The 14,683-nt window shown below is 39.6% G+C and carries 15 protein-coding genes; 5 read left to right on the forward strand and 10 right to left on the reverse strand.

Annotated elements, in window-relative coordinates:
* Nucleotides 1-190 precede the first annotated feature (190 nt).
* On the forward strand, nt 191-1,747 hold the full coding sequence (locus LBYS_RS14605) for an Rne/Rng family ribonuclease (RefSeq protein ID WP_041823756.1): 1,557 nt from the start codon (nt 191-193) through the stop codon (nt 1,745-1,747).
* On the opposite strand, the gene LBYS_RS14610 is transcribed toward LBYS_RS14605, so the two are convergent.
* From LBYS_RS14610 to LBYS_RS14655, 10 genes are all read right to left on the reverse strand, one after another.
* Nucleotides 1,738-2,592, reverse strand: a complete 855-nt coding sequence (locus LBYS_RS14610; protein WP_013409618.1) for an RHS repeat domain-containing protein — start codon at nt 2,590-2,592, stop codon at nt 1,738-1,740. The genes LBYS_RS14605 and LBYS_RS14610 overlap by 10 nt on opposite strands.
* A 44-nt stretch (nt 2,593-2,636) precedes the next feature.
* A complete protein-coding gene (locus LBYS_RS14615) occupies nt 2,637-3,479 on the reverse strand; it encodes a nitrilase-related carbon-nitrogen hydrolase (protein ID WP_083794595.1) in 843 nt (280 codons plus the stop codon).
* The gene (gene def, locus LBYS_RS14620) at nt 3,395-3,967 is read right to left on the reverse strand and encodes a peptide deformylase (RefSeq protein ID WP_013409620.1); all 573 of its coding nucleotides are present in this window, start codon (nt 3,965-3,967) and stop codon (nt 3,395-3,397) included. The genes LBYS_RS14615 and def overlap by 85 nt, the downstream gene beginning before the upstream one ends.
* Nucleotides 3,968-3,981: 14 nt before the next feature.
* Entirely contained in the window at nt 3,982-5,085 is a 1,104-nt protein-coding gene (gene gmd / locus LBYS_RS14625; RefSeq protein ID WP_013409621.1) for a GDP-mannose 4,6-dehydratase, read from the reverse strand.
* Complete coding sequence (locus LBYS_RS18430) at nt 5,082-5,600, reverse strand: SPOR domain-containing protein (RefSeq protein WP_013409622.1); 519 nt, start codon at nt 5,598-5,600, stop codon at nt 5,082-5,084. The genes gmd and LBYS_RS18430 overlap by 4 nt, the downstream gene beginning before the upstream one ends.
* A 68-nt stretch (nt 5,601-5,668) precedes the next feature.
* Complete coding sequence (locus tag LBYS_RS14635; protein WP_013409623.1) at nt 5,669-6,145, reverse strand: hypothetical protein; 477 nt, start codon at nt 6,143-6,145, stop codon at nt 5,669-5,671.
* Nucleotides 6,142-7,422, reverse strand: coding sequence for an adenylosuccinate synthase (locus LBYS_RS14640; RefSeq protein WP_013409624.1), 1,281 nt, complete (start codon nt 7,420-7,422; stop codon nt 6,142-6,144). The genes LBYS_RS14635 and LBYS_RS14640 overlap by 4 nt, the downstream gene beginning before the upstream one ends.
* A gap of 21 nt (nt 7,423-7,443) precedes the next feature.
* Entirely contained in the window at nt 7,444-7,911 is a 468-nt protein-coding gene (locus LBYS_RS14645; RefSeq protein WP_013409625.1) for a Fur family transcriptional regulator, read from the reverse strand.
* Nucleotides 7,912-8,008: 97 nt separating this feature from the next.
* The gene (locus tag LBYS_RS14650; RefSeq protein WP_041823759.1) at nt 8,009-8,506 is read right to left on the reverse strand and encodes a hypothetical protein; all 498 of its coding nucleotides are present in this window, start codon (nt 8,504-8,506) and stop codon (nt 8,009-8,011) included.
* A 1-nt stretch (nt 8,507) separates the two neighbouring features.
* The gene (locus LBYS_RS14655) at nt 8,508-10,760 is read right to left on the reverse strand and encodes a RelA/SpoT family protein (RefSeq protein ID WP_013409627.1); all 2,253 of its coding nucleotides are present in this window, start codon (nt 10,758-10,760) and stop codon (nt 8,508-8,510) included.
* Between the two features lie 156 nt (nt 10,761-10,916).
* On the opposite strand from LBYS_RS14655, the gene LBYS_RS14660 reads away from it, so the two are divergent.
* Genes LBYS_RS14660 through yihA form a run of 4 tightly spaced genes read left to right on the forward strand, consistent with a single transcriptional unit; the run spans nt 10,917 to nt 14,650 of the window.
* Nucleotides 10,917-11,867, forward strand: coding sequence for a gliding motility protein GldB-related protein (locus LBYS_RS14660; RefSeq protein ID WP_013409628.1), 951 nt, complete (start codon nt 10,917-10,919; stop codon nt 11,865-11,867).
* A gap of 3 nt (nt 11,868-11,870) precedes the next feature.
* Nucleotides 11,871-13,634 carry an ABC transporter ATP-binding protein gene (locus tag LBYS_RS14665; RefSeq protein ID WP_013409629.1) on the forward strand — a complete coding sequence of 588 codons (1,764 nt, stop codon included), beginning with the start codon at nt 11,871-11,873 and terminating at the stop codon, nt 13,632-13,634.
* Nucleotides 13,631-14,044: a Fur family transcriptional regulator gene (locus LBYS_RS14670; protein ID WP_013409630.1), complete on the forward strand. Its 414-nt coding sequence runs from the start codon at nt 13,631-13,633 to the stop codon at nt 14,042-14,044. The genes LBYS_RS14665 and LBYS_RS14670 overlap by 4 nt, the downstream gene beginning before the upstream one ends.
* Before the next feature lie 3 nt (nt 14,045-14,047).
* Nucleotides 14,048-14,650, forward strand: a complete 603-nt coding sequence (yihA, locus tag LBYS_RS14675; protein ID WP_013409631.1) for a ribosome biogenesis GTP-binding protein YihA/YsxC — start codon at nt 14,048-14,050, stop codon at nt 14,648-14,650.
* Nucleotides 14,651-14,683 lie beyond the last annotated feature (33 nt).

Here is a 14,683-nt window from a genome sequence, read left to right on the forward strand (position 1 = left end):
AGATGGCTACTCATAAGAGAAAGAAGCGTCTAAGAAAAAACCGTCATAAGAAGAAGTAATTAGGTATTACTACGATAAACAGTAGGAGGTAAGCAGCGGAATACTGCTTACTTTTTTTGTTAAAAATTTGTGTACTAGTATCTTTATGTGAAGATAGTAGTATTAATGATCCCGACCCCTTACTTTGAACTTGAGTAACGAGTTATACATATCCGCCACCTCCAAAGGAGATAGAATAGCTTTAGTCCGTAATAAGCGGCTAATTGAATATCATGTAGACGAGACAGAGCACCACTTTGCTGTCGGTGATATTTATTTTGGTTCAGTAAAGAAGGTAGTATCAGGTAACAATGCTGCATTTATCGATATAGGTCATGAGAAAGATGCCTTCTTGCATTATCATGATCTGAGTCCTAATATCCTTTCTCTTATCAAGTTTACGAAGGATATTATTGCCAAACGTCCGGTTAGTCCTCGTCTGAAGGGGTTCAAGCTTGAAGCTCAGATAGAAAAGCAGGGCAAGATTAGTGACGTTTTGAGCAAGAATATGCCCATTTTGGCTCAAGTAGTTAAGGAGCCTATTTCCTCTAAAGGGCCTCGTTTATCCTGTGATATTTCTATTGCCGGTAGATATATCGTTTTGGTTCCTTTCAGTAATTCCATTAACATTTCAAAGAAGATTACCAGCAAGCAAGAGCGTCAGCGCTTGCATAAGTTGATGTCTTCCGTAAAGCCTGAAAACTTTGGGGTGATAGTACGTACCGTAGCTGAGAATATGGACGTGGAAGACCTTCAAAGAGATTTAGAGCATTGTCTTGAGAAATGGGAGTTAGGAGTGAAGGCTTTACGTACCGCTATGCCTAGGGATAGGGTCATTTCCGAAATGGATAGAGCGGCCTCTATTCTCAGGGATATGCTAAATGATGATTTTGATTCTATTGTAGTGGATACTAAAGAATCCTATGATAAAATCAAAAATCTTCTACATGCTATAGCCCCACAGAAAGAGAAGATCTTGAAATTACATCAAGGAAAAGCCAAGATCTTTGAGCATTACGGTATTGAAAAGCAATTAAAATCTCTATTTGGTAGGACTGTAACCCTTCCAGGCGGAGGTTATTTGGTGATTGAGCATACCGAAGCTTTGCACGTTATTGACGTGAACAGTGGAAATAAAGCTAGCTCAGAACCTAATCAAGAAGCAACGGCCTTAAATGTGAACAAAGAGGCTGCTATTGAGATTGCACGTCAATTAAGACTTCGGGATATGGGTGGAATCGTAGTGATAGATTTCATCGATATGAAGAAGGCTGAAAACAAGAAAGAGGTACACGATGTTCTCCGGGAAGAAATGAAAGGAGATCGTTCGAAATACACTATTCTTCCCATTTCGAAATTTGGCTTGTCCCAGATTACCCGTCAAAGGGTAAGACCTGAAATAAGTGTGGATACCCGTGAAACTTGCCCTACATGTGGGGGTACCGGTAGTATACAAGCCAGCATATCTGTCACAGATCAAATTGAAAATCACCTAGAACATCTTCTGCTTAAGCAAAATGAAGCTAAGGTGAGTATAATGGTTCATCCATTTGTGTATGCCTATTATAAAGAAGGATTCATCTCAAGACAGATGAAATGGTTCTTCAAATACAAGAAATGGATTAATTTGATCAAGGATTCTACCCTTGGATTAATGGAATATCACTTCTTGGATAAGGATGGTGAGGAGTTCGAGCTTCATTCGTAAGTGAATTTCCAATAGTTGATGATCTTCTTCCCATCTGTTTGTACGCGCGATTGGATCAACTTGCCCTGATAAGTCATGGTACGTTCATCATCTATTTGTGCATTATAATCAATGCTGGTATATTTCGTATTATTCCCCAGTTCATCATATTGATAGAGTTTTTGGGTGCTTAGACCGCCTATCCATTGGTTTTTGAGCAATCTTCCAGCCTCGTCATAGGTGTATTCCGCATTGTCGATTTCTTCTCCCCTGTAATCGATCCATTTGGACTGCACATGTCTTCCCTGAGCGTCGTATTTTTTGACTTCTCTTTCTCCGGAATCAGAATCTTTAGAAAGGATCAAGATTTCAATATTTCGACCCTGAGCATCGTATTTGTGTTTGTATTCGTAAAAGTACTTGCCGTCTTTATATCGGGTCCTGGAAAGTAGTTTTCCATCCGCTCTGTAAGTGTATTTTTCAAAGGGTTCACAGTTGCCATTAGGATAGCAAGCCTGGAATAAAACCAATCTATTCTTACTGTCATACGTATATTTTACCTGAAGGTATTCTTTCCCGTTGCCTACTTGCGTATAAACATTGTTAGCAAAAAAATGGGTATTGTATTCGTATCTATTTGCTTCCACAAGGTTCCCCTTATCAAAGGTTTCCTTTTTGATTAAACAGCCATTTTCGTCGTATTCATAAATGATTTGTGGCCAGCATTCCTCCCCTTTTTCATTGCATGACCATTGAATCTTTTTTCGAACCCCCTCTTCTTTTATTAAAGGATCTGCTTGAATGATTTCCTGAGCGGTGGATGAAAGAAAAGTAAAGAGAAGGAATAATAAGGTAAGTTTATACATATATCTTCTAAATGTAAGGATATAACGAAGGAAAAGGGAATGGATTATAGCTTGAATTTGTCTCCGTCTTGGAGAAAGGGGTATTTGCTTCTAAAGGCTTGTAGTTCCTCATGAGAGAGGGAGGTATTAAATCTGCCTTTTTCAGATTGAGCATCCAAAAGAACATTGCCTTTAAAATCTATGACGCAAGAATCTCCCGAGTAAGATAGGTTATATCCATCTTTACCTATGCGATTGACTCCAATAACGTAAGCTTGGTTCTCTATGGCTCTGGCTTTAAGCAAAGTCTTCCATGCATCTCTTCTAGCTTCAGGCCAGGAGGCTATATAAATCAAGACATCATAGAAAGGTGCCGTATTCCTGCTCCATACGGGAAATCTTAAGTCGTAGCAGATAAGTGGTCGGAATTTCCAACCTACATACTCCGTTTGAAGGATATTTGTCCCGGCGCTAAAAGTGAGTTGCTCGTTTCCGTAAGAGAATAAATGTTTTTTATCGTATACCTTATAATCCCCTTGAGGATTCATCCAAATTCCTCTATTGTAGGCTCGATCATCTTCTTGCCAAGCAATACTCCCATAAAGTGCTGTTTGATGCCCTAGGGCTTGTTCTTTGAGCCATAGGAGAGAGCTGTGAGGTGCGGTCTCTGTAAAGTCGCGGGTGAATCCGGTAGAGAACATCTCCGGAAGGATAAAAAGATCTGATTTGGCTTCCTTAAGGTAGTCAGAAAATAAGTCCTGATTTGCTTTTGGATCTTCCCAGATCAGATCTTCTTGAACAAATGATATGTTTAAGTCCTTTTTCAGATGAACTTCATTTTGTAATCGACATCTACGATTCCCTTTTGGATCTGGCCCAATTTTTTCTTCAACATCTGTTTTTTCAATGGTGCCAAATAATCCGTGAAAAGTACCCCTTCAATATGATCATATTCGTGTTGGATAATTCGAGCAGCCATACCTTTAAAGGATTCTGTGTGCTCTACCCAGTCGGTATCAAAATAACGGATAGTGATCACCGGTTTTCTGTACACATCAGCTCTGATACCCGGTATACTTAGGCAACCCTCTTCGTAAGGCCAGGGTTCTCCTGTTTCTTCCAGGATTTGTGCATTGATAAACGTTTTCTTGAATCCCACTAAATCAGGGTCAATCTCCTCTTCCGTCTCTGCGCTATTGTTGATGATTTCTCCGTCTACTACGAAGATTCTATAGGGCAGATTCACTTGCGGTCCTGCTAATCCAATGCCGGAAGCCGCATACATGGTCTCAAACATGTTCTGAGAGATTTGTTTTACATCTAACTCTCCCTTCACTATGTCCTGACATTTTTTACGAAGCACTGTAGCTCCGTATCCAATAATGGGATATATCATATTTTGAAAAACTATTACTTTCCTATTTTAATACCGGCCTTGTTAAATACAGAGCGATTCTTAAAATATTCTACATCTGATTCCACCATTTCTTCAACCAAAGCTTGCAGGCTGTATTTTGGTGTCCAGTTCAACTTGGTTTTCGCTTTGGTAGGGTCTCCAATCAGCAAATCCACTTCTGTAGGTCTATAATAAACTGGATCCACTGCTAAGACCTTTTTGCCTATCTCCAATTGGTACTGAGGGTTTGAACAAGATTTTACGAAACCTTCTTCGTTCGCCCCTTCTCCTTTGAATTCAAGGGAAATACCTACTTGACCAAATGCCATTTTAACGAATTCTCTAACCGGAGTAGTAATACCTGTGGCGATTACAAAATCTTCAGCTTTCTCTTGTTGTAAGATTAACCACATGGCTTCTACGTAGTCTTTGGCATGACCCCAGTCGCGCTGTGCATCCAGATTGCCCAAATACAAACAATCTTCTTGTCCTAGGGCTATTTGAGCAACAGCTCTTGTGATTTTTCGGGTAACAAAGGTCTCACCTCTAAGTGGTGATTCGTGGTTAAAAAGAATACCGTTGCAGGCATACATATTGTACGCTTCTCTATAGTTCACCGTGATCCAGTAGCCATATAATTTAGCTACCGCATATGGGGAACGAGGATAGAACGGTGTATTTTCTGATTGAGGTACTTCTTGTACTAAGCCGTAAAGCTCAGAGGTAGAGGCCTGATAGATTCTGGTTTTATCTGTCAATCCTAGAAGTCGAACGGCTTCTAAAATCCTCAAAGTACCTATCCCGTCCACCTGAGCTGTATATTCAGGTTCGTCAAAGCTTACTTTAACATGAGACATAGCACCTAAGTTATAGATCTCATCCGGCTGCACCTCTTGGATGATTCGGATGATGTTAGTGGAATCACTTAGGTCTCCATAATGTAAGACAAAGTTTACATTATTTTCATGTTGATCTTTATATAGATGGTCTATTCTGTCCGTATTAAAGAGAGAGGCTCTCCTTTTTATGCCGTGTACTTCATATCCCTTTTGGAGTAGAAATTCAGCGAGATATGCGCCGTCCTGCCCCGTGATACCGGTAATTAATGCTTTTTTCACTTTGTGTTTAGTGCCTTTTTTATGTTTATTTTTTCACTCAATATTCGGGTGGTGCCAAAACGCTGTTTTAACAGTGAATTGTATTTTTCAGCGTCTTGATAATGTATAAAATCACCTACACGGATGCGGTAGGTGGGTTGGCTATACGACTCATAAATTTCCAAATTAGGATAGGTTCTGAGCATATACCCTTTGGCATTTTCAAAATCCGTCTTTGAGTTGCCTGAAAATATTTGAATACGATAACCCTGTCCGTTATTGAAGGTCTTATTGTATTCTAAAATCTTAGCTTGTGCAGATTTAATTTTCTCGCTGTCATCGACTATAACGATCTCCTCCACCTTAGTTTCCACTACCTTTTCTTCCTTCTTTGATTTTTCTTCATATTTAGGCAAAAGGTAGGAGATGTCCTCCGAATACTCACTTAATGAATTTGAGTTTCCGGTAGGAACGGTTTTCTTAGCACATGCTGAAGCTAAGAAGAGGATCAATATCCATACGAAATTCTTGATCATAATTCTTCCATTATAACTGGACTTGCAAAATTAGCAATATGTGCTCGGAATAAAAAGTAAATTGTGCCTTAGCTCAATTCGAACATCTGCTTTAAGGCGTTCCATAGCAGCCTTTTCTCATTGGCTTGATTAGCTTGGATTTGGGCCAAGCTATCTCCAATTAAGATCTTTTTCCCAGAGACCACGAAAACTTGATATTTATTTGAAGAATCAAGTTTTGGGATGGGTACGCCAAAGGATATGAGTCGCTGTGCAGCTTTAAGGTCGAAATTTTTCCATTCCTGTCCCACCATGAGGTGTAGGTCGTTCATATTAACGCCCACGGCAGACATGATTTTTTCCAGAAAATCTCTATGGTGTGAATCTGAAGTAATTACCACAGTATCTCCTGATTTCGGTTTACTCATGACTACAGGTGCAGTAGGAGTTTCGATTTTAGGAGATACTGTAGTAGGAGCTTCCGTCTTAGGTAAAGATTCCCCTTGCTCTTTCAGGAGAAAAAGAGTTTCGTTACTAAAGAGGTAGGAAGCTAATTGTTTATTCATAGTAATGACTTTCTGCTTAAAGTAGCACTTCTGTCAGGACCAGTTGAAACGTATGTAATTGCTGTATTTAACTCTTTTTCAAGGAAGGCAGTGTAATCCTTCAGGGCTTGAGGCATTTGCTCAAAATCCTGGATACCTTCTAAGGATTGCTTCCATCCTGGTAAAGTTTTGTATACTGGCTTCAATGTGATATCTGTCATATCATACGGAAGTTCATCTGTGATGGTGCCATCAGGAAGTTCGTAATGCGTACATACCTTGATTTCGTCAAAGATGTTCAGTACATCCACCTTCATCATGACTAATTGGGTTACCCCATTTAACATGATAGAATACTTTAAAGTAGGTAGGTCAATCCATCCGCACCTTCTAGGACGTCCTGTGGTACTTCCGAATTCTCTACCTTCCTGACGCATGCGTTCTCCCGTTTCGTCTAGTAATTCCGTAGGGAAAGGACCAGAACCCACACGAGTACAGTATGCTTTAAATATACCGTAGACTTCTGCAATTTTTGAAGGAGATACCCCAAGACCGGAGCAAACCCCTGAAGCAGTTGTGTTTGAGCTGGTTACAAATGGATAAGAACCGAAGTCTATATCCAAAAGAGACCCTTGAGCTCCTTCTGCTAATACTCTGGTACCTTCTTCAGCAAGCTTCTTGTTGATCAGATATTCACTTTCTACCAAATTGAATTTCTTGATGAATTCAAGTGCTTCGAAGAATTCTTTTTCTGCTGCTTCTAGATCATATTCAAACTGATAGAAATCTAGCATTCTTTTATGCGTTTCTACAAGCTTGTTGTATTTCGCTTGAAATCCTTCTGACAGTGCATCTCCCAAGCGCAATCCCTGTCTTGAGATCTTATCAGCATAAGTAGGTCCAATACCTTTCAGAGTCGAACCGATTTTAGCCTCAGCTTTAGCCTTCTCAGAGGCTGCATCTAGCAGTCGGTGAGTAGGTATGATGATCGCTGTTTTCTTAGAGATATATAAAGTCTTGCTGAAATCAATTTGGTACGGCGCTAAAGCTTCAATCTCTTTTTTGAAGATGATTGGATCTAAAACAACTCCATTACCGATAATATTGATGCTTTCAGGACGAAATATTCCAGAGGGAATCTGATGCAAAACATGCTTTTTTCCTTCAAATTCAAGGGTATGACCTGCATTTGGTCCACCTTGAAAACGGGCTACAACTTTGTATTGGGGTGCCAATACATCCACAATCTTCCCTTTACCTTCATCTCCCCATTGAAGGCCTAGTAGAATATCAACCATTTTTTAAACTAGTTATTTTGATTATTTGCCAATTTTGTTTTCACACTCCGTATTTCGGCAAGAGCCGTAAAAAATCAAAGAGTGATGTAAGACGTTGAAATTCAGGTGGTCACCCACCATGTTTTGAATGGATTGAACCCTTGGGTCACAAAATTCCAAAACTTTGTTGCAATCTAGGCAAATTAAATGGTCATGTTGCTTAAAACCATAGGATTTTTCATACTGAGCCAAGTTTCTGCCGAATTGATGTTTTGCAACAAGGTCACATTCTACTAATAGGTCTAGGGTATTATAAACCGTGGCTCTACTGACCTGATATTTCTTGTTTTTCATAGAAATATATAGATCTTCCACGTCGAAATGATCGTCACGACTATAAATCTCCTCTAAGATGGCGTAACGCTCAGGAGTCTTTCTTAGTTGTTTACTTTCCAGGTATGCCGTAAAAATCTGCTTTACCGCTTGAATATTACTTTTTTCAGCGATCATGTGTTCAAATAAAATGATCTTACAAAGGTAATAATTAAGTACTTAGAATTGATCTAAATATTCAATTCTATTGATTTTCAGTCTTACAATGAAGGTTTTAAAATTTGAGCTTTATTCCCATTTGACCGCTCGCTTGTAAGCCTAATTCTGCCTGAGCGGCATCGTGTTTTTTCTTTAAATTAAACAGGTGAACAGATTTTACACGCTTGTCATTTCCCCATTCCATCAGACAAATTCCTGCCGCCACAAGACCTACGCCTCCAATCAATTCTGCAACCGGCCTTTTATAATAAGTGTATTGAACCTGATCAATAATGGTGGTTTGTTTTGTGCCAATCAAGGCATGGGCCGTGGCGGCTAAACCTACCACTGTGATACCTGCTCCCACCGGAGTCATGATTCTGCTCTCTTTGAATTGTTTCTCCCCGTCATAAGCCTTGTTCTTTGCAAAAAGATTCAGCAGCCCGAAGCTGTTCATCACTTTGCCGTTTTGGGTGATCTTTGAGGTAAATATCTTGCGTTCAACTTGCAAAGTATCCTGAGCTGAGGCAGTCTTTGCTAGGGCAAAAACTAAGATTAAGAGCAGATTCTTCATTTTATATCGCTTCGTCCCTTGAAACATTGCTTACTCCTTCGATGCCTTCTAGGCGATGCAGCAATTCATCCAGGTGTTTAGTGTCAAATACGTAAACTTTAATTTTTCCTTCAAATATACCATCAAAAGTTTCTACAGAGATACCTCTCATGTTGATGTGTAGCTCATTTGAGATCACTTTAGAGATATCCTGAATTAAACCTACCCGGTCTATACCATTTAATTTGATGGTTACCAGATAAGATTTCTCAATCTGACTTGCCCAACGCGCCTTGATTACACGGTTCCCATAATTAGAAAGCAACTGGTTAGCGTTCGGACAAGAGTTTCTATGGATCTTGATCCCTTCGTTTATGGTTAAGAACCCGAACACTTCATCGCCAGGTATAGGACTACAGCAGCGTGCTAGAGTATAGTCAATTTGCTGCATATCATCACCGATCAGCAAGGTGTCATTGCCCTGAACTTTTTTGTATTCTCTTTCAAAACTTTTGGCATCCTTGAATGCTTTTTCATCCAGCTCAATCTTTTTCTGTTTGTTAGCAAGGATTTCTTTGTCCTTCTTGAATCTGGAGATTTCATCTGGAAGGTTATGTCCTTTACCAAATGCATAGAAAAGGTCATTGTAATCTTTCTTGTTGAAGTATGCCCGAAGTTGATTGATGGTTTCCAGGTTATTTTCCAGGCCTAGATTTTTCAACTTCTTAGCTATGATGTCTTTCCCTTCTGTGATGTATCCTTTATTTGACTCTTTTAAAAGGTCCTTAATTCTGGCTTTCGCTTTTGAGGTAACTACAAATCTCAACCAATCTTCCGAAGGTTTTTGATTTTTGGTAGTTAGGATCTCAACTTGGTCTCCACTTTGTAGTACATGGCTTATTGGCATCAGGGTGCCGTTAACTTTACCGGCTGTACATTTCTTTCCTATTTCTGTGTGGATATCAAAAGCAAAATCCAGGACAGTAGCCCCTTTTCTCAAAACTTTTAGGTCTCCTTTTGGAGTGAAAATAAAGATCTCCTCCGTGTATAGGTTACTTTGGAAGTCTTCGATGAACTCTATGGCAGAAGAATCTCCACTCTCTAAGGTATCTCTAACTTGGTTGATCCATTGATCTAGAGGTTTGTCTAAAGAAGTGCTATTGCCTTTGTATTTCCAGTGAGCTGCGTAACCTTTTTCTGCAATCTCATCCATTCTTTCCGTACGGATTTGGACTTCAACCCATACCCCAGCATTACTCATTACCGTAGTATGAAGAGATTCGTAGCCGTTAGCTCTAGGAGTGGATATCCAGTCTTTCAGACGGTCAGGGTTAGGGCGGTATTCATCAGTGACAATGGAGTAAGCTTGCCAACACGCCGCTTTTTCCTTCTCCTTCTCGTCTGCAGGAATTCCTTTAAGGATAATCCGGATAGCAAAGAGGTCATAAATGCCTTCAAAAGGTACGTTACTCTTTTGGAGTTTCTTCCAGATGGAGTAGATGTGTTTTGGTCTACCCTTGATATAAAAATCTAGACCTGCTTCTTCCAGTCGCTTTTTGATAGGCTTCATGAAGTTATCAATCAGTCGCTTCCTGGAAGTCTTACTGGAACTTAGTTTATTTTGGATGTCCTGAAAATCTTCGGGATGGGTATATTTCAGGTAGAGGTCTTCCAGTTCTGATTTGATTTGATACAAACCTAATCTATGAGCTAAAGGGGCGTAGATGTAGATGGTTTCGTTAGATATCTTCAACTGAGAGTTCTTAGCCATAGAGTCTAAGGTTCTCATATTATGGAGTCGGTCAGCTAACTTAATCAGGATTACCCTTACGTCTGTAGAAAGGGTAAGTAACATCTTACGAAAATTCTCAGCCTGGGCACTTTGGGTTTGCTCAAAACTTCCACCTATTTTCGTTAAACCATCGATGATTTGAGCCACCTTCGGACTAAAATCTTTCTCAATTTCTTTTAAGGTGATGGAGGTGTCTTCTACTACGTCATGGAGTAAAGCGCAGACTATAGAGGTAGGACCTAAGCCTATTTCTTCCACGCATATTAAAGCTACTTCTAAAGGATGATAGATGTAAGGTTCTCCTGATTTTCTTCTCATCTCTTTGTGAGCTTCCATACTGACAGATAATGCCTTTCTGATCATTTTGGCATCTCCTTCTTTGATCAGTTCTTTTGCTGCGCGGAGTATCTTACGATAACGTTTGGCGATTTCTTTTTTCTCCTGTTCAGAGTAGTATTCCGTAGTTACAGTTTCTGCACTCATATCCTCACCTTATATTGGATTCTAATCTACAAAAATACTGAAAAAAATGGCAAGATTGGGCAGGAATTTCTGTACTTACATTATAAGGATTTAAGGGGACTATGGTAGAAAGGGTAGTTTTAATGTCTAAATTTGTAGCACGAAGTATCAGAAAGAATGAGATATTTGATTATCTGTCTATGTTTTTTTGTCATAGTAGGGTGTAAAGAAAAGGTAGCTCCTTACACTATTGAGCGTTTTGACCAACAATTGATGGGGGTTAAATCTGAATCCGAATTGCAAAAGCTATTAAGCCAAAATGAAGACATTACGGAAGTGTTATTAGGCTCCACTTCTGAAGATACGGCATTGGTAAATGGACTATTTCATATGGTTCAACACGCAGATGCCCGTAAGTTTTATGAAGAAACTTTAAAGACATTTGGAGACTTATCCGCCTTGGAAGAAAGTTTTGGGATAGCATTTTCAGAAATCAAAAAACTTTATCCGGAATTTAAATCTCCTAGGGTAGTAGCGGCATTCACGGGTCTGCAAAATGATTTAGTGGTGACGGATTCTCTGGTAGTGATTTCATTGGAGGCGTTTATTGGTCCTAAAGCATCTTACAAATTAGATGAGCCTCAATATATTTTGAGGAGATACGCTCCGGAGTATATTGTTCCTACGGTAGTTCGTATGCTTTCCAATCAATTCAATACCATAGACTTCTCTAGGGAGACATTTACTACAGACATGATCTTCTTTGGTAAATCTCTGGAGTTCAGTAGAGCCGTATTACCTCATGTGGAAGATTCTTTGATTATAGGTTATACCAATAGAGAAATGCAGATGGCCTATGAAAACCAGGAGGTTATTTGGGCTCACGTACTTGACCGGGAATTGTTAAATCAGGAAAATCCTGCTATTCGAGCTAAATACTTTGGAGAAAGGCCTTATGTAGGTGAAATTGGGCCGGATTGTCCGGGAAGAGTAGGCCAATGGCTTGGCTTAAGAGTAGTTGAATTATATAGAAAAGAAAATCCCAAAGTGACCTTGCAGGAATTAATGGCTAATGCTGATGCGGAAGCCATTTTGAGAGGTTCGAAATACAGAGGGCAAAAAGACTAATAAATGAAGTTTAATTTTTCCGGCTTCAAAGAAACATTAAAGCTTTTTAAGTTTCTGGTTCCCTATAAAGCACAATATGCTGTAGGGATTGTGATGCTTATTCTGTCTACCCTGACCACCTTGACTTTTCCTGTTTTAGTAGGGGAAATGACGAAGGTGCTCGAACGAAAATCTGAATTTTCCCTGAATGAAGTTGCCTTGATTTTTGCTTGTATACTACTTGCTCAGGGTATATTTTCATACTTCAGGGTACTTTATTTTTCCAGAGTGAGTGAAAAGGCTACAGCAGATATTAGGACCTTGCTCTATAAAAAGATGATTTCATCCCCCCTTTCTTTTTTTGAAAGTAATAGAGTGGGAGATTTGATCAGTAGGTTAGCATCAGATGTATCTGTGATTCAAAACGTGTTAACTACTACCGTGGCGGAGTTGTTCCGACAAGTAGCAACCTTGGTTTTGGGCTTAACCTATCTCTTTTTTGTGTCTTGGAAGCTGACGGTTTTTATGCTGGCTACTTTCCCTATTACCATCCTAGCAGCTATGGTTTTTGGAAGGTTTGTGCGAAGGATGGCTAGAAAAGTGCAGGCCGTATTAGCGGAAGCGAATATTATTGTGGATGAGAGTTTTCAATCCATAGCCGCTGTAAAGGCCTATACCAATGAAGACCTAGAGTATAGCAGGTATTCCGGAAAAATAGGGCAAGTGGTTCAGCTCTCTATCAAGTTGGCTAAATACAGAGGGGTATTTATTTCTTTCTTTGTAGTAGGTTTATTTGGAGGGATATGTTTGGTGATTTGGTATGGTGGAAATCTGGTTTTGGAAGGACATCTCATACTGTCTAATCTGGTTTCATTCCTTTTGCAGTCCTTATTCATTGCGGGCTCATTAGCCGGATTAGGGGAGATCTATGCTAGTATCCAAAGATCTATTGGAGCTTCAGAAAGAATATTTGAGATTTTGGAAGATCAGGATGAGATCCAATGGACTAATTCAAAGAACGGTAAAAAATTAGAAGGTGAAGTACATTTCAAGGATATTGAATTTGCTTATCCCAGCCGACCGGATGTGACGGTATTAAAGAACATAGATATACATATTCCTAAAGGTCAAAAGATAGCATTAGTGGGTCATTCCGGGGCAGGGAAATCTACATTGGTGCAGTTGCTCATGCGCTTTTACGACCTACAGCACGGTCAGATTTTGATGGATGGGGAAGATGGTGCTCAGATGGATATTCGTCAGTTGAGAAGTAATATAGCCATAGTGCCACAGGAGGTTTTGCTTTTCGGGGGATCTATAAGGGAGAATATTGCTTATGGTAAACCTGGGGCTACTTATGATGAGGTAATTGATGCTGCGAGGAGAGCCAATGCCCTGGAATTTATTGATCGATTCCCTGAAGGTATGGATACTTTAGTAGGAGAGAGGGGAGTGAAGCTTTCAGGAGGTCAAAAACAGAGGATAGCTATAGCGAGAGCCATTTTAAAAGATCCTGCCATCCTGGTTTTAGATGAAGCTACTAGTGCTTTGGATTCCCAGTCGGAAGTGCTGATCCAAGAGGCCATGCTAGAGTTAATGAAGGACAGGACTTCCATCGTTATTGCTCATAGGTTAGCTACGATCCAGCACGTGGATAAGATTTATGTACTGAATCATGGAGAGGTAGTGGAATCCGGAACTCATGATGAATTGTTGTCTTATCCTGAGGGAATCTATGCGAACTTGGTTAAATTGCAGTTTAACGCACTCACGGCGAAAGAGATATGAATTCTAACTCACATATTTTAAGAGATAATGGCCTGAGGGTAACAGAGACTCGTCAGGTGATATTAGATAAGTTTCAAGAGCGTCAGTCGGCTATATCCCAAAGCGATATAGAGGCGGATCTTGGAGCGGATATAGATAGAGTGACGGTTTATAGAACTTTGAAGACTTTTGTAGAAAGGGGGATTATTCATAAGATCCTGGATGACAAAGGAGGAGTGAAGTATGCCATGTGTAAAGAGTCTTGTGCGCACGGGGATCATCACCATGATCATTTGCATTTCAAATGCTCCGTATGTCAGGAGACTACTTGTTTAGAAAAACACTTGATACCAAAGATGCAATTGCCGGAGGGGTATCAGCAAGAAGAAGTTAATATATTGGTTCAGGGCATTTGTCCTAATTGTAAGTAGATTATGTATCAAATTAGAAGTGCTGTTTTCAGCAAAAGTTCCGCTAAGATCGACCAATGTCCTCAGGATAATTTGCCGGAAATTGCGTTCATTGGAAGGTCCAATGTGGGGAAATCTTCCCTTATTAATATGTTGACAGGTGTAAAGAACCTGGCTAAGACATCATCTACTCCGGGAAAAACTCAATTGATCAATCATTATTTGGTTGATAATGCATGGTATTTAGTTGACTTACCCGGTTATGGTTATGCGAAAGTACCCATGTCAGAGAAAGCGAAATGGGAGAAGATGACTTGGGATTATTTGTTGGATAGAAAGACCTTATTATATGTCTTTGTACTAGTAGATATTCGGATAAAACCGCAAAAAAGCGATTTAGATTTCATTCGGAAATTGGGTGAAAATGGTATTGCCATAAAGATAGTTTTTACGAAGGAAGATAAAGTAAAGACCATGGAAGGGCAGAGAAACATAATGGCATTTCTGGAAGCTCTAAAAGAGGATTGGGATATTCTTCCTGAATATTTTGTGACTTCTTCTGAAAAGAGAAGTGGAAAAGTAGAGATGCTGGGACTTATTGAAGAGATTGTATTCAATAGTTTTTAAAATTTTTTAATATATATTTGTGATCTACAGTAA

The organism is Leadbetterella byssophila DSM 17132 (assembly GCF_000166395.1).
In the GTDB taxonomy this organism is placed as follows: Bacteria; Bacteroidota; Bacteroidia; order Cytophagales; family Spirosomataceae; genus Leadbetterella; species Leadbetterella byssophila.

Coding starts and splice junctions, on each gene's coding strand:
- LBYS_RS14610 (WP_013409618.1), bottom strand. CDS start 2,592: ATGTATAAACTTACCTTATTATTCCTTCTCTTTACTTTTCTTTCATCC.
- def (WP_013409620.1), bottom strand. CDS start 3,967: ATGATATATCCCATTATTGGATACGGAGCTACAGTGCTTCGTAAAAAA.
- LBYS_RS18430 (WP_013409622.1), bottom strand. CDS start 5,600: ATGATCAAGAATTTCGTATGGATATTGATCCTCTTCTTAGCTTCAGCA.
- LBYS_RS14635 (WP_013409623.1), bottom strand. CDS start 6,145: ATGAATAAACAATTAGCTTCCTACCTCTTTAGTAACGAAACTCTTTTT.
- LBYS_RS14640 (WP_013409624.1), bottom strand. CDS start 7,422: ATGGTTGATATTCTACTAGGCCTTCAATGGGGAGATGAAGGTAAAGGG.
- LBYS_RS14645 (WP_013409625.1), bottom strand. CDS start 7,911: ATGATCGCTGAAAAAAGTAATATTCAAGCGGTAAAGCAGATTTTTACG.
- LBYS_RS14650 (WP_041823759.1), bottom strand. CDS start 8,506: ATGAAGAATCTGCTCTTAATCTTAGTTTTTGCCCTAGCAAAGACTGCC.
- LBYS_RS14655 (WP_013409627.1), bottom strand. CDS start 10,760: ATGAGTGCAGAAACTGTAACTACGGAATACTACTCTGAACAGGAGAAA.
- LBYS_RS14660 (WP_013409628.1), top strand. CDS start 10,917: ATGAGATATTTGATTATCTGTCTATGTTTTTTTGTCATAGTAGGGTGT.
- LBYS_RS14665 (WP_013409629.1), top strand. CDS start 11,871: ATGAAGTTTAATTTTTCCGGCTTCAAAGAAACATTAAAGCTTTTTAAG.
- LBYS_RS14670 (WP_013409630.1), top strand. CDS start 13,631: ATGAATTCTAACTCACATATTTTAAGAGATAATGGCCTGAGGGTAACA.
- yihA (WP_013409631.1), top strand. CDS start 14,048: ATGTATCAAATTAGAAGTGCTGTTTTCAGCAAAAGTTCCGCTAAGATC.